This is a genomic window from Candidatus Levibacter sp. Uisw_134_01, assembly GCF_047717795.1.
Classification (GTDB): Bacteria; Pseudomonadota; Alphaproteobacteria; order Puniceispirillales; family Marisalimonadaceae; genus Marisalimonas.
The window spans coordinates 414105-438999 of sequence record NZ_CP159808.1; the positions used below are offsets into that span (position 1 = coordinate 414105).

The 24895-nt window shown below is 30.1% G+C and carries 25 protein-coding genes and 1 other RNA gene; 6 read left to right on the forward strand and 20 right to left on the reverse strand.

Annotated features, from left to right (window positions below):
• Positions 1–33: 33 nt before the first annotated feature.
• From ftsA to ABXT66_RS02310, 18 genes are all read right to left on the reverse strand, one after another.
• The gene (gene ftsA / locus ABXT66_RS02225; RefSeq protein ID WP_443644038.1) at positions 34–1290 is read right to left on the reverse strand and encodes a cell division protein FtsA; all 1257 of its coding nucleotides are present in this window, start codon (positions 1288–1290) and stop codon (positions 34–36) included.
• Positions 1287–2114, reverse strand: a complete 828-nt coding sequence (locus tag ABXT66_RS02230) for a cell division protein FtsQ/DivIB (RefSeq protein ID WP_443644039.1) — start codon at positions 2112–2114, stop codon at positions 1287–1289. Before ABXT66_RS02230 ends, ftsA begins: the two co-directional genes overlap by 4 nt.
• Positions 2108–3040, reverse strand: coding sequence for a D-alanine--D-alanine ligase (locus tag ABXT66_RS02235; RefSeq protein WP_443644040.1), 933 nt, complete (start codon positions 3038–3040; stop codon positions 2108–2110). The genes ABXT66_RS02230 and ABXT66_RS02235 overlap by 7 nt, the downstream gene beginning before the upstream one ends.
• Positions 3037–3930, reverse strand: a complete 894-nt coding sequence (gene murB / locus ABXT66_RS02240; RefSeq protein ID WP_443644041.1) for a UDP-N-acetylmuramate dehydrogenase — start codon at positions 3928–3930, stop codon at positions 3037–3039. Before murB ends, ABXT66_RS02235 begins: the two co-directional genes overlap by 4 nt.
• Positions 3920–5326, reverse strand: coding sequence for a UDP-N-acetylmuramate--L-alanine ligase (gene murC, locus ABXT66_RS02245; RefSeq protein ID WP_443644042.1), 1407 nt, complete (start codon positions 5324–5326; stop codon positions 3920–3922). The genes murB and murC overlap by 11 nt, the downstream gene beginning before the upstream one ends.
• Entirely contained in the window at positions 5320–6471 is a 1152-nt protein-coding gene (locus tag ABXT66_RS02250) for a UDP-N-acetylglucosamine--N-acetylmuramyl-(pentapeptide) pyrophosphoryl-undecaprenol N-acetylglucosamine transferase (RefSeq protein WP_443644043.1), read from the reverse strand. Before ABXT66_RS02250 ends, murC begins: the two co-directional genes overlap by 7 nt.
• A 1-nt stretch (position 6472) precedes the next feature.
• Positions 6473–7615: an FtsW/RodA/SpoVE family cell cycle protein gene (locus ABXT66_RS02255; RefSeq protein ID WP_443644044.1), complete on the reverse strand. Its 1143-nt coding sequence runs from the start codon at positions 7613–7615 to the stop codon at positions 6473–6475.
• Positions 7609–8937, reverse strand: coding sequence for a UDP-N-acetylmuramoyl-L-alanine--D-glutamate ligase (gene murD, locus ABXT66_RS02260; protein WP_443644045.1), 1329 nt, complete (start codon positions 8935–8937; stop codon positions 7609–7611). The genes ABXT66_RS02255 and murD overlap by 7 nt, the downstream gene beginning before the upstream one ends.
• 5 nt (positions 8938–8942) lie before the next feature.
• Complete coding sequence (mraY, locus tag ABXT66_RS02265) at positions 8943–10031, reverse strand: phospho-N-acetylmuramoyl-pentapeptide-transferase (protein ID WP_443644046.1); 1089 nt, start codon at positions 10029–10031, stop codon at positions 8943–8945.
• Positions 10021–11439: a UDP-N-acetylmuramoyl-tripeptide--D-alanyl-D-alanine ligase gene (locus tag ABXT66_RS02270; RefSeq protein WP_443644047.1), complete on the reverse strand. Its 1419-nt coding sequence runs from the start codon at positions 11437–11439 to the stop codon at positions 10021–10023. Before ABXT66_RS02270 ends, mraY begins: the two co-directional genes overlap by 11 nt.
• The gene (locus tag ABXT66_RS02275) at positions 11436–12944 is read right to left on the reverse strand and encodes a UDP-N-acetylmuramoyl-L-alanyl-D-glutamate--2,6-diaminopimelate ligase (protein WP_443644048.1); all 1509 of its coding nucleotides are present in this window, start codon (positions 12942–12944) and stop codon (positions 11436–11438) included. Before ABXT66_RS02275 ends, ABXT66_RS02270 begins: the two co-directional genes overlap by 4 nt.
• A gap of 1 nt (position 12945) precedes the next feature.
• Positions 12946–14625, reverse strand: a complete 1680-nt coding sequence (locus ABXT66_RS02280) for a peptidoglycan D,D-transpeptidase FtsI family protein (RefSeq protein WP_443644049.1) — start codon at positions 14623–14625, stop codon at positions 12946–12948.
• Complete coding sequence (gene ftsL, locus ABXT66_RS02285; protein ID WP_443644050.1) at positions 14625–14927, reverse strand: cell division protein FtsL; 303 nt, start codon at positions 14925–14927, stop codon at positions 14625–14627. Before ftsL ends, ABXT66_RS02280 begins: the two co-directional genes overlap by 1 nt.
• Complete coding sequence (gene rsmH, locus ABXT66_RS02290) at positions 14924–15877, reverse strand: 16S rRNA (cytosine(1402)-N(4))-methyltransferase RsmH (RefSeq protein WP_443644051.1); 954 nt, start codon at positions 15875–15877, stop codon at positions 14924–14926. The genes ftsL and rsmH overlap by 4 nt, the downstream gene beginning before the upstream one ends.
• Before the next feature lie 11 nt (positions 15878–15888).
• Positions 15889–16338, reverse strand: coding sequence for a division/cell wall cluster transcriptional repressor MraZ (locus ABXT66_RS02295; RefSeq protein WP_443644052.1), 450 nt, complete (start codon positions 16336–16338; stop codon positions 15889–15891).
• A gap of 190 nt (positions 16339–16528) precedes the next feature.
• An RNA gene (rnpB, locus tag ABXT66_RS02300) (RNase P RNA component class A) lies at positions 16529–16870 on the reverse strand.
• A 55-nt stretch (positions 16871–16925) separates the two neighbouring features.
• On the reverse strand, positions 16926–18749 hold the full coding sequence (locus tag ABXT66_RS02305; protein WP_443644053.1) for an ABC-F family ATP-binding cassette domain-containing protein: 1824 nt from the start codon (positions 18747–18749) through the stop codon (positions 16926–16928).
• 10 nt (positions 18750–18759) lie between these two features.
• Positions 18760–19479: a TerB family tellurite resistance protein gene (locus ABXT66_RS02310; protein WP_443644054.1), complete on the reverse strand. Its 720-nt coding sequence runs from the start codon at positions 19477–19479 to the stop codon at positions 18760–18762.
• Between the two features lie 111 nt (positions 19480–19590).
• Between ABXT66_RS02310 and ABXT66_RS02315 the strand changes: the two genes are divergently transcribed.
• From ABXT66_RS02315 to ABXT66_RS02330, 4 genes are read left to right on the forward strand one after another with little or no spacing between them, the layout of a single operon-like run.
• The gene (locus ABXT66_RS02315) at positions 19591–19815 is read left to right on the forward strand and encodes a sulfurtransferase TusA family protein (protein ID WP_443644055.1); all 225 of its coding nucleotides are present in this window, start codon (positions 19591–19593) and stop codon (positions 19813–19815) included.
• Between the two features lie 21 nt (positions 19816–19836).
• Positions 19837–20577 carry a lysophospholipid acyltransferase family protein gene (locus ABXT66_RS02320; RefSeq protein ID WP_443644056.1) on the forward strand — a complete coding sequence of 247 codons (741 nt, stop codon included), beginning with the start codon at positions 19837–19839 and terminating at the stop codon, positions 20575–20577.
• Entirely contained in the window at positions 20577–20987 is a 411-nt protein-coding gene (locus ABXT66_RS02325; protein ID WP_443644057.1) for a DUF2237 family protein, read from the forward strand. Before ABXT66_RS02320 ends, ABXT66_RS02325 begins: the two co-directional genes overlap by 1 nt.
• Before the next feature lie 14 nt (positions 20988–21001).
• Entirely contained in the window at positions 21002–21190 is a 189-nt protein-coding gene (locus tag ABXT66_RS02330) for a hypothetical protein (RefSeq protein WP_443644058.1), read from the forward strand.
• A 1-nt stretch (position 21191) separates the two neighbouring features.
• Here the strand turns inward: ABXT66_RS02330 and ABXT66_RS02335 are convergent, their stop codons facing one another.
• Positions 21192–21602: a polymer-forming cytoskeletal protein gene (locus ABXT66_RS02335; protein ID WP_443644059.1), complete on the reverse strand. Its 411-nt coding sequence runs from the start codon at positions 21600–21602 to the stop codon at positions 21192–21194.
• Between the two features lie 184 nt (positions 21603–21786).
• Between ABXT66_RS02335 and nudC the strand changes: the two genes are divergently transcribed.
• Both nudC and ABXT66_RS02345 read left to right on the forward strand, forming a co-directional pair.
• Positions 21787–22716 (forward strand): NAD(+) diphosphatase, encoded by a 930-nt coding sequence (gene nudC, locus ABXT66_RS02340; RefSeq protein ID WP_443644060.1) that lies wholly within the window; start codon positions 21787–21789, stop codon positions 22714–22716.
• Positions 22717–22737: 21 nt separating this feature from the next.
• Positions 22738–23802 (forward strand): NADH:flavin oxidoreductase/NADH oxidase, encoded by a 1065-nt coding sequence (locus ABXT66_RS02345; RefSeq protein WP_443644061.1) that lies wholly within the window; start codon positions 22738–22740, stop codon positions 23800–23802.
• A gap of 274 nt (positions 23803–24076) precedes the next feature.
• Here ABXT66_RS02345 and ABXT66_RS02350 read toward each other — a convergent pair whose 3' ends face one another.
• A complete protein-coding gene (locus tag ABXT66_RS02350) occupies positions 24077–24871 on the reverse strand; it encodes an SDR family NAD(P)-dependent oxidoreductase (protein WP_443644062.1) in 795 nt (264 codons plus the stop codon).
• Between the last annotated feature and the right edge of the window lie 24 nt (positions 24872–24895).

Genomic DNA, 24895 nt, shown 5'->3' on the forward strand with positions numbered 1-24895 from the left:
CTCCTTAGTTGTTGAATTAAGATTATTTTTAGCTCACAAATTTTCATCAAACCAATGACCTATTTTCCCGAAATAATTAAAAAAGCCTTTATTCATTTCATTTAATTTTGGAATTTTATCTTTTTCTAAACTTTTAATCAGCAACCCTGCCAAACAAGCAAAGGTTGGTGATTGTATAATTTCTGGCACGTCAATTAGGCCAATAGGTCTTCCTATTCTGACGTTAGTTGTAAAATATATTGAAGCAAGTTCTCTTATGTTATTCAAATTTGCGCCACCTCCACATAAAATAATTTTATTGATTTGGTTGGGTTTAATTTTTAAATAATTTAATCTATTTTTAACAAGCTCAAAAATCTCTTCTGTACGTGGCTTGATTATCGCAGTTAGCATTGCTTTGGGTAATTGTTGATTATGAATGTTCCCATCATCAGCTATAATTGGTACTTCAATATTAGTGAATTCGTCAGTTTCATTTGATATAGCAGAGCCATAAAGAATTTTTATTTTTTCTGCATCTTCTGATTTCGCACCTAACCCACGAACTATGTCACTAGTTATGTGTACTCCTCCAACAGGAATAGAGTCAGAGAAAATTATTTCATCATTAATAAAAACACCAATACTTGTTATATCTTCTCCTAGATCAATAATTATAGCCCCATTTTTACGTTCATCCTTAACCATTATAGAGGCACCAGATGCTTGTGGACTAATTATAAATTTTTCTACCGAGAGGTGGCATAACTCTACAGCTGAAACTATATTTTTCATAATTGCTTTATCTCCGTAAGTATAAGAAATATCTGCAATTAAATTATCAGAATTCATTCCAATAGGGTTTTCAACATAAATATTATTGTCTATGAAAAATCTGATAGGAGTTGATGATAATAGTTTATAATTACTTATTTGTTCTGAATTATTAATTTTTAAAATTTTAGCTAAATCATTTTTAATTATTTTTCCATTGTTAATTTTCAATTTATTACGGATAACTTTTGTTATTGGCCTTCCACCAGCAAGACTACAAACAACATTTTTAATTGGAAACCCTGCCATATTTTCAGCATCCTCAACAGCTCTAGCAATAGAGTTTGCAACTTGATTCATGTTAACAACTAAGCCATTACTAATACCTGCAGATGCATGTTGTCCAAAGCCTAAAACCTTTATTTGAATATCATTAGAGTTCACCGATGTTCCAATAAGACATGAAATTTTATTATTACCAATGTCAATCACTGTATGGATGTTTTTAGATTTTTTTATTGGGCTTAAAACCGTCATAAGTTTTTCCTATGGTTAATTAAATCCTTGTCGACGCTAATTTTTCCTAGAATTTTATTTGGATTTCTTAAATCTAATTCTGTAAGACCCAAATTTAAAACATCATAGTTTTTTTGAAGTTTTATGATTTCATTCCATGCTTTTAAAACCCCTTTGCTAGGTAGAAGAACTATAATTCCTTGTTTAAAATGTAGGTTCCACCTCCTATTATTTACATAATCCAAGGACCAAATATTTTTTGCTAAAACTTTATTTGTTTCAAGTATTTCAAGGATAGAGTTTGCATTCTTATTGGCATGGTTCCCATGAATTATTGGTAGATCAATTTTAAATTTATTTATATTTGCAGTAGATATTGTTTCACCATTTTTTGTTATAAGTTTATTACTCATTTCATATTGCCATATACCAATTACTTCCTTTTCTTTGATGTTTATTTTAATTGTGTTTGGTAGAACACGTTCAATATACAGTTCTTCAACCCAGTCGTTGTTTTTAAGGTTGTTGTATATATTTAATAAATTAACATTAAAGATATTGGATTTTTTTTCATTATTGACAATTTTAATAATAGTCTCTTTGGTTATATTTTTTATCCCCAAAATTTGAATATTATTAATTGTAAAGCCATTCTTTATTAAAAAATTATTTAATAATTTTGAGTATTTTTCGAAGTCAATATTGTTTAAAAAAGTTGTTAATAATAAAGATATAATAAATATAGTTAAAAAATACATTCTATAGCTTGACCCTGTATTTTTATTTGTAACTCTGTCAATATTTAGCTTGTTGACATTATTCCCTTTTATAATTGAATTTAGCATTCGTAAGTTGCCTCCTCAATTAATGTTTTGACCATTTGTTTCATAGTAATTTGACAAAACATTGCTTGTTCAGGAGCTAGTGAAGTTTCAGTCATACCTGGTTGCGTATTTAGTTCTAACATGAATAATTTGTTATGATTGCTATCATACCTAAAATCTGTTCTTGAAATCCCTTTGCAGCCAATAATTTGATGAGCTCTTAAAGCCCACGACATTGCCTTATCAAATATAGTCTTAGGTATTAATGCAGGAATTATATGAGAAGAACCATTTTGATCATATTTTGCTTTATAATTGTAGAAATCTTGTTTTTTATTTGAAGTTATCTCGGTGACACAAAGAGGCCTTTCTTTTAAAACAGTTACAGTTAGTTCTCTTGTTCCAACTAACACCTCTGCCATCAATTCATTATAATTTCGATTTTTTTTAAGAGGTTCCATTTTACTATTGTTTATAATGGTCACATCAACCGAACTTCCACCATTTATAGGCTTTATGACACATGGACCTTCATAATCTCTTATGTGATAAAATTTATCTTTAGTAATTTTTAATGTTTTAGGAAAGATGATAGGGTCTTCAGAATTTTCAGTTGCGTTTGTAATTAACCGCTTAAAATGCATTTTGTTCATTGCAATCGCTGATGCAGTAACACCTGAATGAGTATATGGTATTTTAATTAAATTTAAAAAACCCTGAACTGTTCCATCTTCTCCGAACTTTCCATGTAAGGCATTAAAACAAACATCTACATTTAATGAAGTTAATTTATTTATTCCATTTAAACCAATATCAACCTCAGTTACTCTTAAATCATTTTCTTTAATTGCCTCAGCACATGCTTTGGCTGATCTTAAAGAAACGTCCCGTTCTGAACCAAAACCGCCTTTTAATAACATAACATGTGTATTTTTAGTTATTTTCATTTGGTACCAATTCTTTTAATTTCCCAATTCAACTCTATCCCGCAAACTTTTTTAACTTTATATTTTACATGCTCACCTAAATCCTCGATATCTTTAGCAGTTGATTTTTTTGAGTTAATTATGAAATTACAATGCTTTTCAGAAATCATAGCACCACCAATTTTGAAACCTCTGCATCCAGCTCTGTCTATTAACTTCCATGCTTTGTTTCCAATGGGATTTTTGAAAGTACTGCCACCAGTTTTTACACCAGTTGGCTGTGCTTCTTTTCTTAAAGCTATAATTTTTTTCATTTTGTTTTCTATATTGATTTTTTCATCTTTAAAGCTCTTTAATCTTGCCGAACAAAAAATCCACTCTTCACTTATTTCAAGGCCTCTATATTTCATCCCTAACTCTTTATTGGTAAAAGTTTTAAATTGACCTAAATGATTTATTGCCTTCACATCTATTAAGACATCTTTAAATTCAGAGCCAAATGCTCCTGAATTCATCTTTACACCACCTCCTATTGTTCCAGGAATGCCTAACAAGAACTCAAGGCCGCCTCTAAGATTATTTCTTGCGAAACGAGCTACCTCTGCGTCTGTTGCTCCAGCTTCAGCGGTGATTATATGATTTTTATCAATATTAATTTTATTTAATTTTTTGGTTAGTAGAACAATTCCTTTAAAACCTTTGTCTCTAATTAAAAGATTTGATCCTGCACCTATAATTAATATATCTAATTCATTAGGCTTGTTTTTTAAAAAATCACTTAAGGATATCAAATCTTCTACTATGAACAATATTTCTGCCTTGCCTCCAACCCCAAACCAAGTAAATTGTGCTAATTCATAGTCAAATTGAATTTTGTTAAGAAATCTATTTTTAAATGTGTCAAGATCCATTATGAAGCTCTTTTTCTAAAGTATTAGCAATTTTAGTTATTGAGCCCGCTCCTAGACATATAATAATATCGTGTGGACTTATGATTTTTAGCGTTTCTTTTATCAAAGCTTTTTTACTTTCTATATATAACACATTTTTATGCCCGTATTTTAAAAGCCCATTTTTTAAATCATTACTTTCAAACCCCTTTAAAGGTTCCTCACCCGCAGGGTATACATCTAAAAGAAACACGTAATCTGCATCATTAAAGCAACTACAAAAATCATTAAAAAGATCTTTTATTCTGCTATAACGGTGTGGTTGAAAAACACTTATAATTTTGCTTTTAGGAGTAAGTAATCTAGCGGCAGCCAGTGCAGCATTTATCTCAACTGGATGATGGCCATAATCATCTATAATAGTGGTATTTTTGAAATTTCCTACATTTTGAAAGCGTCTTTGCACGCCTGTAAATGTTTTTAGGGTGTTTTTAATTTTCTCAATAGGAATTTTCAACTCGATCCCAGTTGCAATAGTAGCTAAAGCATTTTGAATATTATGAATGCCTATCATAGAAAACTCTATTTCATAGGAGCTAATTTCAAGTTTTCTTCGATTTGATATACTTAAAGTAAAATTCATCTTATTATTATTATAAATAATATTAGTGGCTCTTACGTCTGCGTTAGCAGACAAACCATAAGTAATTACTTTCTTATCTTCTAGTTTTGAGATTAATTTTTGTACTCGAGGGTGATCAGTACATAAACAGATGAATCCATAAAAGGGTATTGAAGATAAAAAGTTAAAAAAGGCCAGCTCCAGATTTTTTTCATTTTTATGAAAATCAAGATGCTCTAAATCTATATTCGTTATGACTGCTGCCGTAGGGTTTAGTTTTGTGAAGCTTCCATCGCTTTCATCAGCCTCTACAACCATCCAATCACCCTTCCCCATTCTTGCGTTTGAATCTAAAGATGAAATTATTCCTCCATTTATAATTGTAGGATCCATTCCATTTTCTTCAATCATCTTAGCTATCAATGAAGTAGTAGTAGTTTTTCCGTGTGTTCCGGCTATTGCTATTGATTGCTTTAAACGCATCAACTCGCCTAACATTTCAGCTCGATGAACAATTGGAAGAAAAATTTTCTTTGCTTCTTCAAGCTCAATATTGTTTTTAGATATAGCTGTTGAAACAACAATTATTTTAGCATTTAATATATTTGATTTTCTCTGACCAATAAAAACTTCAATCCCAAGTTTTTCTAATCTCTTAGTATTATTACTTGCTTTTATATCACTTCCTTGGACTAAATATCCTGATTGGACTAGAACCTCAGCTATTCCACTCATACCTATTCCTCCAATTCCAATGAAGTGAATAACACCTAAATTTTCTGGACGTTTTAGCATGGTTTTGAAATCTTCTTATGGTTAGTTTTAATAAGGTCAATTAAGACATCAGAAAAAAATTCTGTAGCGGATTTATTTTTACGTTTTACTTCAAGATCCTTAGATAATTTTTTTATCTGATTACTTGCAATAACAAGCTTTTTTGGATTCTTGATAAGGTTTTCTAATAATTTTTTTAAAGTTTTAACTACTTCGTTATTTTGATCTAACACCCAACCGCCACCTATGTTTGTAATTAATTTAGTATTTTCTAATTGGTGGTTATCAAAAGAAGTTGGCAAAGGAATAAATATTACAGGTCTACGTGAAGTTAAAATCTCAGCGACACTAGATCCTCCTGAGCGGGTAATTATAAGATGTGCTTTTTTAAATTTTTCAAAAATATTATCAAAAAAACTTTCTATAAAAAACTCTATCTGGTGGTTGTTATATATACGTTTGACTTTACTAATGTCATTTTTACCAACTTGTTGTGTTATATATATATTTTCTCTTAATTCTCTTGGAAGAGAACATATAATTGCTGTTACTTGCTCTGAGAAGAAATTAGCGCCAAGACTTCCTCCAACGATTAAGATTTCAAACTTTTGCGTTTTATTTGGAGCAGAATAACTTAATTGTCTAAGACAATGTTCTTTCCTAGTTGGGTTTCCGGTATAAATCAGATTATGATTATTTTCAGTATTTTTGGTTTCAAAAAAAGATAAGGCTAAAAGGTTTGATATCTTACCTAGTAATTTGTTAGCTCTACCAATAATTGCATTTTGTTCATGTATTATGGAAGGAATTTTAAGCAATTTAGCGGCTATAACTGGAGCTACTGATGGATACCCACCAAACCCAACAATTACTTGTGGTTTATTTAATAAAATTAAAAAAATTGTTTTTAAAAGAGAAATTAATAATTGATATATTGATCTTAATTTAACTATAAATAATTCATTACTTGGGCTAGAAACTTTATGGACAAATATTTTATGATTTATATTTTTATTACTAAAAAAATTATTAAAATAATTTTCTCCCCTTTGATCAGTTATAACTATAAAGTCGTTCATCTTAATCTCATTTATAATTGATAAAGCTGGGAAAATATGTCCTCCTGTACCACCTGCAGCTATTAATATTTTACTATTTTGTTTCATCTTATTGATCGTTTTCCTTGCTACTCTCTTGTCTTAAAAGAGTGTCTAATGACGAGTTTTTTCTTGTTAACGAAAGTAAAATACCAGCTGTTATAGCTGATGCTAAAATAGAAGAGCCTCCATAGGATAGAAAGGGTAATGTCATTCCTTTTGTAGGAATTAAGTCAGTATTACTTGCCATATGAATTAATGATTGAAAACCAAATTGAAAAGCTAAGCCACTAACACAAATAATAAAAAAAAGATTAGTGTTTCTTAAAGTTAATAAAAAGGATCTAAAAACAATTAATCCATAAATTATTACAATTAAAGAACATAATAATACACCATATTCCTCTGCAGCAACTGCAAATACAAAATCAGAATGCGCATCAGGCAGAGATTTTTTATAAAAACCTTCTCCAGGACCTTTACCCCAAAAACCTCCTGATTCAAATGACTGTAGTGATTTTGTAATCTGGTGCGTTTTACCGTCTAAAAAACTATCTATCCTAAGTTTAACATGACCAAAGTGATTATATGATAATATCATAAATATTGGAAAAGCTACTATTAAAAATATAATAATCATTAGTGGTATTCCAGTAATGAATAGCTGAAATCCCCAAGTAAATATCATTACAATTGTCATGCCAATATCTGGCTGTAACAACAAAAGGGCAGACATTAAAACTATTGCTCCCAATGACCACAGCCAGCCAGGAAAATTTGGTTTTTGAACCCACAAAGATAAGATCCACGCATTAAAAACTATAAAAAATGGTTTGCATACCTCACTAGGTTGAAAACTGAAATTTCCTATATATAACCATCTTTGGGCACCTTTAATTTTTGCTCCTTCAATGAGAATAAAAAACAAAAGACATAATGATATTAGAAACCCAGATATACAAATAATTTTTATTTGTCTTTCATTCAAAATAGTAAAAAAAATAATTATTGGAATGCTGAAAATTCCTAATAAAATATGTCTTAAGGTAAAATGATGTGAAGATATATTTAAACTTTCAGCTACATGTTGACTTGAAGACATAACAAGAAAAATACCAAAGAGTATTAATATTAAAAAACTTGTTAATAAGAGCCGATCAATATTCCACCACCAAAGAGCTATAAAGGATCTGTCTGAACGTGTTATTAACATATCAAAACACCTTCATTTAATTGCTTGTTTACGATTTCTTTAAATTTATTACCTCTATCTTCGAAATTTATAAATTGATCAAAGCTAGCTGCTGACGGTGATAGAAGTATAACTATTTCTTTTAAATTCGACTTTTGAGCTTTCTTTATTGCAAGTTCAGTTGCATCTTCAAGTGTTATACATTTGTTTAGTTTACTATTTTTAGAATTTTTTGATATTTGATTTGCAAAAAAATTATAAGATTCACCAATTACAAAACTTTCTTCAACTCTATTTAAATATTTTTTGGCGGCTCCTATCCCATCATTTTTTGGTTGACCTCCCAATATCCAAAAAATATTGCAGAAAGAACTTAATGCAGCCGCAGTAGATTCTCCATTAGTTGATTTGCTATCATTAATAATTTTAATTTTTTCTGAAACGTATATTGTTTCCATTCTATGTGGCAAACCTTTAAAGCTCTTTATTGACCGTTTAATTTTGTCACCTGTTACATTTAAATTTTTAGCTAATGAGATTGCAATTGAAGCATTTACTTGGTTATGCTTGCCATTTAAAGAAATGTTATCGTTGATATAGTCCTGAAAATTTATATTTTTTGTTTTAAAAATTTTAATCTGTTGATACTTATCTTTCTTTATTAATTGATTTAGAAGTTTGTCATCTTCGTTATAAACAATAGTTCCATTATCATTTAAAAAATCAATAATCTTTAATTTACACGATAGATACTCCTCAAAATTATTATGATAGTCTAAATGGTCAGGCGTAATATTTATAATTGAGGCTAAGTTTAAAGTTAACTTACTTGCTCCATCTAATTGGTAACTTGACAACTCTAAGATAATTACACCATCATTACCTGGATCAATGATTTCGCATGCTGGATAACCAAAATTTCCTCCGATTACAGATTTAATTTTATTAAATTTCAAAATATGATGTAGTAAAGCTACTGTTGTTGATTTACCATTTGTTCCAGTAATTCCAACAATTATAGCTTTTGGTTTGGATTGCATAAACAAGTCAATATCATTTATAATTTCAACATTATGATCTTCTGCAAGCTTAATGGCTTTGTGTTTGATATTTTTGTTAATTGGTATACCTGGACTAACAACAAGAGCACACAAATCTTTCCAAGGCCATTTTTGGTAATTTACCCAATTTGATTCTACTAGGGTAGGAGGTTTTTCTTTAAAGTCATCGAATACAAATACTTTTGCACTAGAGTTCAATAAAACTTTAGCCGCAGCTAATCCAGACATTCCAACACCAAGAACGCCAACGTTTTTGTTTTTATAACTAAGAATATTATTCAATTTAATTACCTCAGTTTAAGTGTGGACAAACCAATTAAAGCTAGTATGACCGCTATTATCCAAAATCTTATGACTATAGTGGATTCAGCCCACCCTTTTTGTTCGAAATGATGATGAAGTGGCGCCATTCTAAATACTCTTTTACCAGTAAGTTTGAAGGAAATAATTTGAACAATAACTGATATTGTCTCTAAAACAAAAACTCCTCCGATAATTATTAATACTAATTCATGCCTTGAAGCTGAAGCGGTCACCCCAATTACACCTCCAAGTGACAAAGATCCTGTGTCTCCCATAAAAACCATTGCTGGAGGTGCATTAAACCATAGGAAACCTAATCCTGCTCCAATGATAGCTCCTAAAAACACGGTTATTTCGCCAGCACCTGGAATATAATTTATTTGTAAGTAGTTAGAAAAATTTATATTTCCAGCTAAATAAGCAATAACAGCTAAAGAACTAGCTGCAATCATTACTGGAACTATTGCCAGTCCATCAAGGCCATCAGTTAAATTAACCGCATTTGATGAACCCACAATAACCATAATTGTGAAAGGAATATAAAAAATTCCAAGAAATAAAATACTTTCTTTAAAAAAAGGTATTGATATTGAATTATGAAGGTTATCAGGAGAATTTTCTGCTAAAAAATATGCTGCTACAAAAGCTATAAATATTTGTGGTATAATTTTTTGATAACTTTTAAGTCCATTACTGTTCATTTTAGAAACTTTTATCCAATCGTCAAAAAGGCCAATAATGCCAAACGAAACTGCTATAAATAGAAGTATCCAAATATATATATTATCTAATTTAGCCCATAATAAAGTAGATGTTGTAAATGCAAGCAAGATTAATAAACCGCCCATTGTTGGAGTGCCTGTTTTAAAAATTATATGAGTTTTAGGCCCATCTTTTCTAATAGGCTGACCGTTCTTTTGTATTGTTTTTAATAGAAAAATTATTTTTTCACCGAAAATAAAGCTAATTAATAATGCTGTTAAAAGCGCACCAATTGTTCTAAAAGATATATAATTAAAAATATTAAGTGGTTGAAAATGTTCAGTGAAATTTAGCAAAAGATTAGGCAGCATTATATTCCTCCTGAATGTTTTGCTTTAAAATTGGTGGTAATTTCCAAAGATTTGTTCCATGAGATCCTTTAATAAGAATAATTTGTGTTGGTCTCAGGTGTTTTTTTATATCAGTTAATAATCTATCAATTGAAAGGTATGGATAACAATTAATGCTTGAACATAATTCTTTGCATATTTTTGATGTGTAAACTCCAAGAGTTATAAGAATGTTTGGTTTTATTTTTTTAATTATTGGAACAAGTTTAAAATGTAATTCGTTAGAACTATCTCCTAATTCCATCATGTCTCCAATTATTAGAATAGTTTCATAATTTTTAAATTTATTTTTCATATTTTGAAAATTATTTAGAGCAGAATTCATTGAGTCAGGATTGGCGTTGTAGCTGTCATCAATAATAAAAGTTTTTTTGTTATCTTTGAATTTAATTGTTATACTGTTACCTCTTCCTGATATAGGTGACATCTCACTTATGGTTGTAAGAGCGTTAATTAAATTTAATTTCAACTCCTTTATTACAGCAATGGTAGCAATTGCATTTAAAGCTTGCGTAGTATTTAAATAATTTAGGTGCCAATCTTGTTTATCGTCAAAACAAACTGTTGCGCCGTTCTTTACTTGAATGATATTTGAAATAAATGTATTTGATTTTTTGGTATGGCCAAATAAGTGTATATTAGCATTTATTTTTTTTGCTTCTTTTATTAGAAATTCACTCCAAACATTATCTGAGTTTAGAATAACGATGCCATTTTTATTTAATCCAAGAAATATTTTACTTTTCGCGCTTGCAATTTCTTTTTCATTTTTAAAATTTTGAATATGAGAGTTTGTTACATTTGTTATTAATGCAATATCTGGCAAAGCTAATTTTGTTAGCTCTTCCATTTCACCAATATTATTAATTCCTAATTCTAAAACGCAGTATTTATAATCAGGATTCAATCTGGACAACGTTAATGCAAGGCCAATAATGTTATTATTATTCCCTTGTGTAGAATGGGTAGTTCCATATGTTTTTAGTGCAGAAGATAACAAGTGCTTAGTGCTTGTTTTTCCACTACTTCCAGTTAAAGCAATCGTAGTCCCTTTAAACCTATTCCTTCCAAATTTTGCAATATCTAATAATGCTTTATTTGTATCGTTAACAAGTAATCCATTGTATTTCTTAGCTAATTTAAGGTCTGAAACAATTATACCGCCTGCACCTTTTGAAATCGCTGATTTTACAAAATCATGTCCGTCAAATTTGTTACCTTTGAAAGCAATGAACAAATCACCTGATTTTATAGTTCTGTCATCAATGCTAATACCAGAAATACCAATAATTTTATTCATAAAGTTTAAAGATGGATCAATAGCATTAGTAGCTTCTATTAAATCTTTTTTTGTCCACAATGTTTTCAACTAGTTATTCCAATTTTTTTAATATTTTTGATTGCTTCTTTAGAAACCGTGTAATCATCAAACGGAAGGCTTTCCATGCCTATTGTTTGAGTGGTTTCATGGCCTTTCCCTGCTATGAGTAATAAATCATTGTCTTGTAACTTTGAGACAGCAAATTTAATGGCATTATTTCTGTCGCCAATTTCAATTGCGTTTGGACAGCCTTGTAAAATGTCTTCTCTTATTTTTGAAGGTAGTTCGTCTCGAGGATTGTCATCTGTGACAATAACTAAATCTGAATTTTGATAAGCAATTTGTCCCATTAAAGTACGTTTTTCAATGTCTCTATTCCCGCCGCAACCAAAAAGAGTTATGATTTTACCTTTTGCAAAATGTTTAAGTGACGAGAGTGCTGTCAGTAAAGCTTGAGGTGTATGAGCATAGTCAATTATAACTAATGATTTATTTTCATTATCTGAGACAATTTCCATTCTACCGCGAGCCGGTTTTAAATAGCCTAGGGATTTGAATACAAAATCAGGGTCCATCCCTAAAGCTATACAAATTGAAGCAGAAGCAATTACATTATAAATTTGAAACTGCCCAATCATACCAATAGTTGTTTGAAATATTTTATTGTTGAACTTAAGTGTTAAATCAATAGATTTATTGTTAGTATTTGAAGAAACGATTTGAATGTCTGCTTCTTCTTTTTGACCAAATGTTAAAATTAAATGATTAGATTTATTTAACTCGTTATGCAGTTTTTCACCATAACTATCGTCTATATTAATTGCTATTGATGAATTTGGATTTAGTAGGTGTGTAAATAGTCTCTTTTTAGAGGAGTAATAATTTTTAATATTTTTGTGATAATCAAGATGATCATGCGATAAGTTAGTAAAAACTGCTCCAGAAAATTTTATACCGTCTAATCGGTGTTGATCAATTCCATGTGAAGATGCCTCTATTGCTAAATTGCTAACTTCTTTCCTAGCTAAAAAATGAAGTTGTTCATACAATCTCGATGGTTCGTAAGTAGTAAGATTTTCATTTGACTTTAATATGTTATTTTTTTCATTGCTAGTGTCAATTTTAGTTCCAAGCGTTCCCATTGAAGCAGCTTTCCAGCTTGCTTGCCCCCAGATTTGACGACAAAACTCAACTACTGAAGTTTTACCATTAGTTCCAGTTACGCCAATTATTTGTTTTGGTTGTTTCTCGTGAAAACAAGAAAGTAGTAAAGAATAAACCTTTCTAGACATTCCTTCTTTAAGAGAAATGACATTGTCTTTTTTTAAATTTTCAGCTACTGTTAAGACTGCTCCTTTTTTTTGAGCTTCTGTGATAAAATCCTTTCCATCTAATTTTTGACCCTTTAGAGCAACAAAAATATAACCTTTTTTAATTTCCTTACTATTTGAAGATATTCCATTGATTAGAAAATCCATTTTTTCAGAACTACATTCTTTAAATATATCTTTTAAAGTATCGTTTCTTAAAATAAGGTTTTTTAATAGTACCATTTTATAAAATTGCTCCCTTATCTTTACCTCTTATTTTGAATTTAAGAAGATTTTTAGAGAAATTTACAGAGCTCTTTGTTTGAGGTTTGATATTTAAAATTGGAGCTATTCTTGTTACTATTTTATTAACTACTGGAGCGGCAACCCATCCAGCCGTTCTTTTGCTACCTTTAGGGTTATCTATCATTACTGTGATAATAAATCTTGGGTTATTCATTGGAAACGCTGAAGTAAGTGTTACTATATTTTGTTTTTTAAAATACCCTCCAGCTGGATTTGTTTTTTCAGCAGTTCCTGTTTTTCCTCCGACTAAGTACCCAGATGCTTCTGCTTGTTTTGCTGTCCCATTCTTATTGCTAACAACCAGTCTCATTATGCTTCTCATTTTTTTAGACGTTTCCTTTGAAAAAATTCGTTTATTTTTTTTCGCTGAATTAGAAATTAATAATGTAGGGTCCACTCTTATTCCATCATTCACTATTGTCGCCGTTGCAGAAGCTAAATGGGTTGGTGTTATTGAAATTCCGTGACCATAAGAAATTGTCATGGTTGTTAACAGTTTTTTATCCGTACGCACTTGAGGTTTACCAAGTTCAGGTAATTCTAATGAAAGTTTGTCCATTAAACCTAATGATTTTAAATATTTTAATTGAGTAGATGAACCAAATTTTTCAGCAATTTTAGCAGAACCTATGTTGCTCGAATGTACAACAACTTCAGGTATGCTAATTGCATAATTTAATGGATGATAATCTCTTATAGTCCTAGATGATATCCTGAGAGGACTTGAAACATCAAACACTTCGTTTTCATTAATTAAATCACTTTCTAAAGCAACCGCTGCCGTTATAAGTTTTAGAGTAGACCCTAGTTCATAAGTCCCTTTTGTTGCTTTGTTAAATAATTTGTTGTCTAATAATTTATTATAATTGTTTGCATTATAATCAGGAAGAGATACCAAAGCATATATTTCTCCATTTTTTGCATCCATTATAATCCCTGCACCGCCCTCAGCTTTAAATTGATTGATTTGTTCTAGTAACAATGTTTTTAAAATATGTTGAATGCCGCTATGAATTGATATTGATATGTCTTCACCATTAGCTAATACTTTATCGAATCTTTTTTCAATTCCAGCTATTCCTTTGCCATCAATATCGGTATTCCCTAGAACATGTGAAGCCAAACTATGATTTGGATAAATTCGTTTCTTACTACTTTCAATTTTAAGTGCTTCAATCCCTAACTTAAGCAAAGAAACATGATCTCTTGGCGAAATTTCTTTTAATATTTGCACGTGTTTTTTATTAGAATTTAGTTTTTGTAATAATTTTTCTCTTTTTAATTTAGGAAATATTTTTTTTAACTTTAATATTGTTTGATTTACATCTAATACTTCTTGAGGGTTAATATTTAAGCTTGAAATATTTACAGTTGTCGCCAACAAATTATTGTTTCTATCAAGAATATTTCCTCTAAAAGGATGGATTAAATTTTTTGAGTTTACGCTGCGAAAAGATTTTTTAACTGTCTTATCATCTAAACCCGCTAAAGACACTGTTCTGTAACCAATTGTTGTAAATGCTATAAATAACAAGGCTCCACAAATTAATAATTTTAATCTCCTCATTTTAAGATCATTTTTTTGTGTATTGTTATTTTGAAAGTGTAAGAAACTCATTATGATCCACTTTCATTAAAAGTTTTTGTTGCATCAACCAAATCTTTTAAATTCCAAATGTCTATAGGTAGAATGCCTTTCATATTTAATTTATTTTTAGCTATCTGCTCTAATCTATCGGGCCTTTTTAGATAGCTTAATTCAGCTTGTAATATATATAGATCTGACTGTGTCGTTTTTATTGCCTTATTTGTTTCAGCTAGCTCTATTTCTTTTTTGGTAATAAAATGCTTAATTTGATACAATGAAACAGCTGTAAAAATCATTAAAAAAACAACTAAAAATGATGGATATTTTATCATGCAGCATCTCCAAATTGTGATGGAAATGCTGTTCTTTCTGCTACGCGAAGTTTAGCTGATCTTGATCTTGTGTTATATTTAATTTCACTTGCTGAGGGGAGAATTGGTTTTTTTGTTAATATCTTTAAACTATGTTTTTTTGAAGGAATGTCTGGGATATGTCTCGATAAATTTTTATTTTGAGAGCATTTTAAAAAGAAATTTTTAATTATTCTATCTTCTATTGAATGAAAAGATACAACAGCTAAAATTCCATTAGGCTGCAAGATTCTTTCTGCGGCAATCAAGCCTCTTTCTAATTCAGATATTTCATCGTTCAAATATATTCTAATTGCTTGAAAAGTCTTTGTGGCTGGATCAATTTTATATTTAGAAGTAGGAACAGCTGTTCTTATAATAGATGCTAATTGACCAGTTTTAGTAATGGCATTCACAGCTCTCTCAGTTATTATATTTCTTGCAATTCTTCTTGAAAACACTTCATCACCTAGTTCAAATATTATATTTGCAAGGGTTTTTTCTTCAACTTTATTAATAAATTCTTCTGCAGTTGGGCCTTCTTTTGACATTCTCATGTCAAGTGGACCGTTTAATTTGAAAGAAAACCCTCTATGTCCTTGATCAATTTGAGGACTTGAAACACCCAGATCAAATACAATGCCGGCAACTTTTTTAATTCTTGATGGTTCTAAAAGTTGTTCAATTTGAGAGAATCTAGCATTTTGAAAATAAAACCTATTTTTAAAATCAACCTTTATAGCTTCTGCAGCAGGCTTGACATCTGGATCTCTATCTACACCTAAAACCTTACAATTTTTTCTCTCTAAAATAGCCCTGGTGTACCCACCTAATCCAAATGTTGCATCTATATAAAATTTTTCATTTTTAACAGACAAGGCATTTATTGTTTCTTTTAATAAGACAGGAATATGAGCGGTTTTATTAATCATCAAAATTTCTTTTAATCGATTTGCTTTTTTAATATTAATTTTGGCGGCCCTTTTTCTTTAAGTATTTTTTGAGATTTTTCATATTGGCTTTCATACTCTACTGGAGACCAAATATAAAAAGATTCACCAATCCCCATAAATACAGCTTTATCTGTTAATCCAGAGAAGTTCATCAATATGTCTGGAATAATAACTCTTCCACCCGTATCAAATTTCATTTCAAATGAATCGGCCATCATCATTCTTAGCACAAATGCTTCGTCTGAAAGTGCATCTAATTCATCTATGGCATTTATATACATTTGCATTCTACTATAGGTAGTGCCTTCAATACATTTTAATTGAAGGCTTTTAAATAATATTAATGGTTCATTATTTTTTTCAAGATTGAGGCGGAAAGTGGCAGGAATAGAAACTCTAGACTTTGAATCAATCTTATTATATGAGGTTGACAAAAACATTTGATTTGAAAGACCCTTAGTTAATAATTAAAAACATGCGTAGAATCTAAAAGTTAAGTTAGATAAATATTAAATATTATGCCTAAAGTAGTTTAATTTACACTTTATGGGATAACATGGGAATTTATGGGAGTCAATGGGAAAATATATGCAAATCATGGGGATTTAAATATTTGATTTTTTTTGAAGGTAGTGTCAGAGAGTTATAAGCCGGGTTTTGTATCTAAATTTTAATTGTAGTCATTCATCTTGAAAATTTGTTACCAAACTTTTCTAGCGACCTACCCGAGAAACTTTGTAGAAAGACAAAATTTGTTTCTCCTATTTAGTCTTGCTCTAGGTGGGGTTTACCATGCCATTTCTATTACTAAAAATGCGGTGCGCTCTTACCGCACCATTTCACCCTTACCAAAATGGCGGTATATTTTCTGTGGCACTTTCCCTAGGGTCACCCCTGCTGGAAGTTATCCAGCACCTTCTTTCTATAGAGCCCGGACTTTCCTCTTTAAAAAGCGACTACTCACTCTCTGACAATACAAAAATATAAAGTTTAGATGTTTGGTCAACACTTTATTATAATTTATCAATTATTTTGAATTAATTTCATCTTGTAATATTTGTAAATCTAATAATTCATCTTCAGCTAATGATATTTCTTTTTTAATGTTTGTTATTTCAACTAGAGTTTTGTCAAAAGTAATTTTGTCATTATAGTAAAGTTCATTATTGTCTAGTATAGTTTCTGATTTTTTTAGCTTTATTTCTAGTTTCTCAATTTTATCAGGTAACGCTTTTAAATTGTAATTTTCTCTAAAAGTTAATTTTTTCTTCAAAATCTTTATTGGCTTAATATAGGTTTTTATGGAAACTTTATTTGAATTTATATTTTTAGTATTTGATTTTATTAATTTAGATAAACCGTATTTTTTAAAATATTCTGTAAAATTTCCTTCATGCTGAAAGATCTGATTATCATTTTCAAAAACTAACAGTTTATTAACTGTATGATCAAGAAAATATCTATCATGACTAATAACTAAAACCGTCCCATCATAGTTGCTAATATTTTCTTTTAAAAGTTTCAGTGTTTCAAAATCTAAATCATTTGTTGGTTCGTCTAAAATAAGAAAGTTATGATTATTTAAGAATAATTTGGCTAATAGTAATCTTACTTTTTCTCCGCCAGATAAAGTGGAGTTGTTTTGTAAGGATTTTTTTTCATCGAATAAAAATTTTTTTAGATACGATAAGACATGTATCTTTTTTCCTAAAAACTCTACATGATCTCCTTCATTTATAAGCGTTTTCCAAGGTGTGCTATCTAATTTTATTAATTCTTTATTTTGATCAAAATATTTAACATTTACTCGTTCACCAATCTTAACTTTACCTTTTGTTGGTTTATAAATTCCTTGTAAAATTTTAATCAAAGTAGTTTTCCCAGAGCCGTTAGCTCCTATAATACCTATTCTATCATTACGTCTTATTTTATAATTGAAATTTGTAATAACATTTTCCTGTGTAGGGGTATTTTTATACATAAAAAATACATTAAAAGTTTCAACAATATTTACAGAAGAATCATTTGTTTTGTTAAGAGATATATCTATTGGTTTTGAATCAGAAATTTTATTATTTTCATAATTATTATTTAGCTTTTCTAATTCTCTTACACGTCCCATATTTCTTTTTCTTCTTCCAGAAATCCCTTCTATAGACCACTTGGTCTCACTTTTTATTTTTTGCTTTATTTTATGAAGTTTATGTTTTTCAATATCAATTAATTCTCGTGTCCATTTAAAAAAATCATCATAAGGACCTTCTCGTTTAATCAATTCGCCTTTATTAAACCAAAGAGTTTTTGTACCAATTTTTTTAAGAAATTCTTGATCATGACTTACAATTATCATTGTAGTATTTAACTCTATCAGCTTTTTTTCAAGCCAGTTAATTGTTGGTAAATCTATATGATTAGTGGGTTCGTCAAGAAGCATTATGTCAGGTTCATTTAATATAGATTGCGCTAGATAAATTTTACGAAGTTCGCCGCCAGATATTTTTTTTGTTAAATCGATGTCAGACAAACCTAATTGTTCAATGATAAAATTTATTTTGGAAAGGTTTAGGTGATTATTATCTTGTGAGAGAAAATCAATTACATTATTTGCGTTAGGAATTGCCGGATTTTGTTCAAGAAGGTCTATTTTTATATTTGGAGCCATCCAAATCTGGCCTTCATCTGGCGTGTCAATTCCTTTTAAAACTTTTAAAAGTGAACTTTTACCACATCCATTTTTACCTACTAAAATTATACGATCGAATCTGTTAATAGAAAATTCGGCATTATTGATTATGACTTTATTTGGCTGAGAAATTTTTAAATTATGAGTTGTAATTAGTGGTGTTGGCATTTTTTACCTATTACTGCTGACTTTTGATTATATCCCAAGCATTATTAATTTCTTGAAGTCTTTTAGTGCTTTTCTCTATGAAGTCAATTGGCAAACCTTGGGCTATTAACTTATCAGGATGATGATTAGAAGCGAGCAGTTTCCACTTATTTTTAATTTCAACAATTGGTGTGTTTCTAGTGACCCCTAATATTTGATAAGGATCTGATATTTTGCCCAAGTTTGAAGAATAAATTCTATCAAATTTTTCAATTGAAAAACCAAAAATAATACTAACTTGTTTTAGATAAAGAATTTCTGATTTAGTAATTTTTCCATCTGCTTTTGCAATAATTATTAGTAAATTTAATAATTCTTCTAATACTGAAGAATTTTTTCCTAACAATTGACAAATTTGTTGAGCATAAACTTCGAACCCATCTGTTGTTTTCTTGGCTTGATCCCATAACCGAGCAACATTTTTAATTTCATTTTCCGGAACGCTTATCTTGTTTTGAAATGCTCTAATTTCTTCTTTTGTAACTTTACCATCAGCTTTTGCCATTTTAGCAGATAGAACTATTACTCCGACTGTAAAGCCTATTTGCTTTAAAGCATTTTCCTCTGGTAGTTTTTGTTTGGTTTTAATTTTATCTATTGCGTGTCCGGCGACTACCCCAATTAATGCACCGATAGGACCTCCTAATGCAAATCCAGCAGCGCTAACAATAAATTTTCCCCATACACTCATAATTTATCTCATACAAGTAAGATTCATTGGATACAAGTAAAATAAAATTGGAATACAACTGTAAATATGTATAAATCTAATTTGTATTTAACTTTTTGACAGGAATATTTTTTGATTGAAGAACATGATTTTACTGGACTAAAGTGTCCTTTACCAGTTTTAAAAGCAAAGAGAGTTTTAAAGAGCTTAGAAAAAGGTAAAAAAGTAGCTTTTATTTCCGACGATCCTGCAAGTCCAATTGATTTTTCTCACTTTTCTGAACATGAAGGATATAATATATCAATCAAAACAACCGGGTCAGGTAAATATTATTTTACATTATTTAAAAAATTATAGTGAGTTTTTAGGATAATTAATATGAACTTTTTAAGGTCTTTATTTTTTAATATTCAATTTTATATAGGTACTAGTATACTAGTTACTGTTTGTTTGCCATGTTTATTATTTCCAAGGCCTGTAGTTCTATTTGTGAATAGAGTTTGGTGTTTAATAATGATAAAGGGAATGAAATGGTGGTTAAATACTGAGATTAAAGTTGAAGGTGAATTACCCTCAAAAGATAAAGTGGTAATTTATGCTATTAAACATCAATCAGCTTGGGAAACAGTTTTTTGCACTGATTTTTTTTCAATGCCATCAATCGTGTTAAAAAAAGCATTAATATTTTTACCTGTAATAGGTTTGTATTTTTTAAGATCTGGTGCTATTCCAATTACCCGAGACCAAGGCATAAATGCTCTAAAGAAAATGGGAAGAAATGCTAAAATTGCAGTTAAGAAGAATAGGTCAATGATGATATTCCCACAAGGGACACGTGTTAGTCCAGGAGTTTCACCTAAAGAAAAACCTTACTTACCAGGTGTATTTTTTTTATACTCTCAGACTAAGGTACCTGTTGTTCCTGTTGCTCATAACGCAGGTTTAATTTGGCCTAAAAATAGCTTTTTTAAGTATCCTGAACGACTTTCTTCAAAATCAGTCACTCTTAAAATACTTCCTGAAATACAACCGGGATTGCCAAAAAAAGAATTTTTATCAAGGTTAGAAACTGAAATTGAAAATGCTTCAAATGAATTGATAAAAAAGGAGTTATCATAATGGATGGTTTTTCACCAAGGGGAGGAAATAATAAACAGTTAAATGTTCTTGGTGGAATTCTTGAACCTTGTAAATCAATTTCAAAAAGTGACAAAGATATTATAACTGGATTTTATAGAGATGATTGTTGCAATACAGGACAAGATGACTTTGGTTTGCACACAGTTTGCTGTAAAATGACAAATGAATTTTTAAATTTTTCAAAATCAGTAGGCAATGACTTGTCTACGCCCATTCCAGCATATAATTTTGTTGGTTTAACCGAAGGAGATTATTGGTGCCTTTGTGCTTCGCGATGGAAAGAAGCATTTGATGAAGGTAAAGCTCCAAAAGTTGTAATAAAATCAACAAATATCGCAACCCTATCTATTATTAAACTAGAAGATTTACAAGCCTATTCGGTTAATTAAAAAAGGAGAATAATGTGCATTTAGATCAAAAGGTTACAGTGATATGTACTGATAGAGATACCAAGAACGAAGGGAAAATTATAAGAATGTATGGTAATGGAATTGATGTAGAAGTATCAGGAACAATTGTTAAATTAAAAAAGACTAAACCTAATCTTTACGTTGGCTCCATGGCTGGTTTAGAATTCTTAGTAAGAACTTAAATTAATCTCCAACTTTTTTTACAATATCGATAACTTTATGTGTCTCTTCTTCTAATTTTTTCATTCCACTTACATTTATAGTGCCACCCTCAAAAACTGCGATTTTGTTATATAGAACATCACCTGATACATTACCATTTTCCATAATAATAATGCTCTTGCAGTTTATTTTTCCATTTACTGTGCCGTTCACAATTAATTCAGAGCTTTTTATAGTTCCATCAACTTCACCGTGTTCGTCGATAATAACCTGGTCAGCTCCTAATTCACCTAAAAATTTATTTCTAATTATAATTGATCCAGAGGTATTATACTTTCCTTCAAAAACACCGTCTCCACTAAGCTGAGAGCATTCCTCTAGGTTTTTTATTTTATCTTTAAGGGGTGATGAAATACGGCTAATTTTAATCATGTTCCTATCCTCTAAACTTTATATATGTTCTATTGAACTTTAAGCGCTGACAAAATTTATTTGTAACCCAAATAAATAAAAATTTTACAAATTTTTTAAATTATATAATTTTAATAATATTAATTCAAGTAATCAGTATGTATAATACTAATTAATTTTAATAAATATATTTTTAGGTAAAATCATGTATCAACCTTTTTATGCGAGCTCACAAATTAATCGTCATGGTGATTTTAGAAGTAATAAAGGTTTAATAAAAAATATTATATCAGACAACAACACTAAATTTGTTCCAGTTTTGAATGGGAAAAATTTATTTAGGCAATCTGATGAAAATATAGAAGCTTGTTTTTTTAATTCTGAACAATTAAAAACAATTTATCCAAATGGAATTGATAATCCTATCTTTCTCGGTGTTGCCAATAATATTAATTATGTTGGAATAGATTTAGACCACAATAATTCTGAAATGGATTTATGGTGTAATGAAAATTCAATAATTCTTGAAGATTTACGCAAATATGGTCCAACTTTAAATGATATAGATGCCTCTTTTTTATCTTTAAATAATGGAATGACATTTTGGCATAAGACACATCAATTTTGTGGTTCATGTGGCTTTAAAAATAATACTACAGAAGCTGGTTTTGTTAAAGTTTGTTCAAATATCGAATGTGGTAAAAGTCATTTTCCAAGAACAGATCCTGCCATAATCACACTTATTTCATATAAGGACAAAATTTTGTTAGGAAGGTCTCCGAGGTTTCCTGAAGGTATGTATAGTACACTTGCAGGTTTTGTGGAACCTGGAGAAAGTTTAGAACAAGCGCTTGAGAGAGAAGTCTTTGAAGAAGTGGGTGTTAAAGTCAAAAACATCAGATATTTTAATTCACAGCCCTGGCCATTTCCAGCTTCATTAATGCTTGGTTTTTTTGCTGAAGCTGTTAATGAGGATATGAATATTGATTATAATGAGATTGAAGATGCTCATTGGTTTTCAATTGAAGAACTGAGATCTTTAAATCATCCTTTAATAAGTGGAGGATTTAAATTGCCAAGAGTTGACTCTATTGCTCGTAGGCTGGTCGATAATTGGATAAACCAGTTTAACTAATTAAATTTTAAGAGGGCATAAATGATTTTTTCTCCAATTCAAATTGCTAATTTGAATGTTTCAAACAGGATAGCTGTTGCCCCTATGTGTCAATATTCATCAGTTGATGGCGCAATGACTGACTGGCATACTCAGCATTTAATGCAATTAGGTTATTCAGGAGCTGGTTTAATAATGGTCGAGGCAACAGCCGTTGAAAGAATAGGAAGAATAACACATCATTGTGTTGGTCTTTATAATGATTTTTGTGAAAGATCCATAAAAAAAACTTTAGAAAAAGCAAGGTCAGTTTCTCAAAAAGAAACTACCTTTGGTATTCAATTAGCCCATGCTGGAAGAAAGGCGTCAACACAAAGACCATGGGAAGGAAGAAAAAGTCTTTCTAAAGAAGAGGATCCTTGGTCTACTAAGGGACCTTCCTCCCTAGCTTTTGATGAGGATTGGCATATTCCTGAAACAATAGAAAATAGTGACTTAGAAAATATTAAAAGTAAATTTGTAGAAGCATCACTCAGGTCAGTTAGAGTTGGATTTGACTTAATAGAAATTCATGGAACACATGGTTATCTTTTTCATCAATTTTTGTCTCCATTATCAAATCACCGTTCCGATAAATATGGTGGAAGTCTAGAAAATAGGATGAGGTATCCTTTAGAAGTTTTTGCTGCAATTAAGCAAGCGTTGCCAAAAGATTTTCCTATAGGCATGAGAATAACAGGTACTGAATGGGAAAATGGTGGAATTGATGAGCAAGAAGCCATTATATTTGCCAATGAGTTAGAAAAAATAGGATGCCATTATGTTTGTGTTTCTAGCGGTGGAAATACACCTAATCCTAAAATACCAATTGCTCCACATTATCAAGTTCATTTGGCTAAAATTATAAAAAAAAATACAGATATGGTCGTAAGAGCTGTAGGTATGATAACAGACCCAATTAAAGCTAATCAAATTATAGTAGATAAAGAAGCTGATATGGTAGCCATAGCAAGAGGTTTTCTAACTAATCCAAGATGGGTATGGGATGCTGCAAAAATTTTAAAGCACGATATTAAAGTGCCTCCACAATATGCAAGAAAATTTTAAAAATTAAAAATGATTACAGAGAAATTTTTAAAAATATTAAATGCTTTTTTATGCTCATCATATTGATATTTCCTGAATATAAGTAAATGAGAGTTATATTTAAGAGTATTAAGATAAAGAATATATGATCTAAATACTGGCTTGTTTTATTCCATTTTTTTCGTTTAAAAAGAAGTTTATTAGTGAGTCTTTTAACTTATCAATACATAATTATATCTTGTAAAAACTTTGTACATTAAATTAATCTAGGCTAATTTTATAATTAGTAAATAACTTATGGAGTTGAGGCAGTAAGGCCGCCATCAACTAATATTTCAGTTCCTGTAATATATTTAGCCTCATCTGAACATAAAAATAACACTGCGTTAGCTACATCCCAAGATTCTCCCATTCTACCTATTGGAACTTGCTTATGTCTTTTTTTAACAAATCCATCATAATCTCCATCAGCGTATTTCTCTGCTAATCTATCAACTAAAGGAGTATGCATTAAACCAGGAACAACACAGTTAAGGCGTATATTCTTTTTTGCTTCAATAACAGCTGTAGTTTTAGTCATTTGAATGAGTGCCGCTTTCGAGGCACTATAACCAACTTGTGGTTTGCCTATATATCTCATTCCTGCAACTGAAGAGATATTTACAATGGACCCACCTAAGTTTTCTTCCATAATTGGGATAGTAAATTTAATAGAAAGGAAAGCAGTGTCTAAATTTAGAGTAAATTGTTGTCGCCATGTACTCGAATCTATTTCAACAGGTCCTCCTGGTTCAGATTGGCCAACTACATTTACCAGAATATCAATTTTTTTATATTTTGTTCTTACTTCGTCAAAAAATTCTTTTACATCATCTTCGTTTGTCATGTTTACTTTATAAAAGGTACAATCATTACCTTCTTTTTTAATGAATTCACATGTGTTATTGCCAGCTTCTTCATTAATATCAATCCCAATTACTATTGCACCTTGCCGTGCTAAGAGAGTTGTAATTGCACGACCATTTCCAAAACCATTACCGATTGAACCGCATCCTGAAACAATTGCCACTTTATCGTGAAGATTTAACATAAAAAAAACCTTAAAATTTTCATT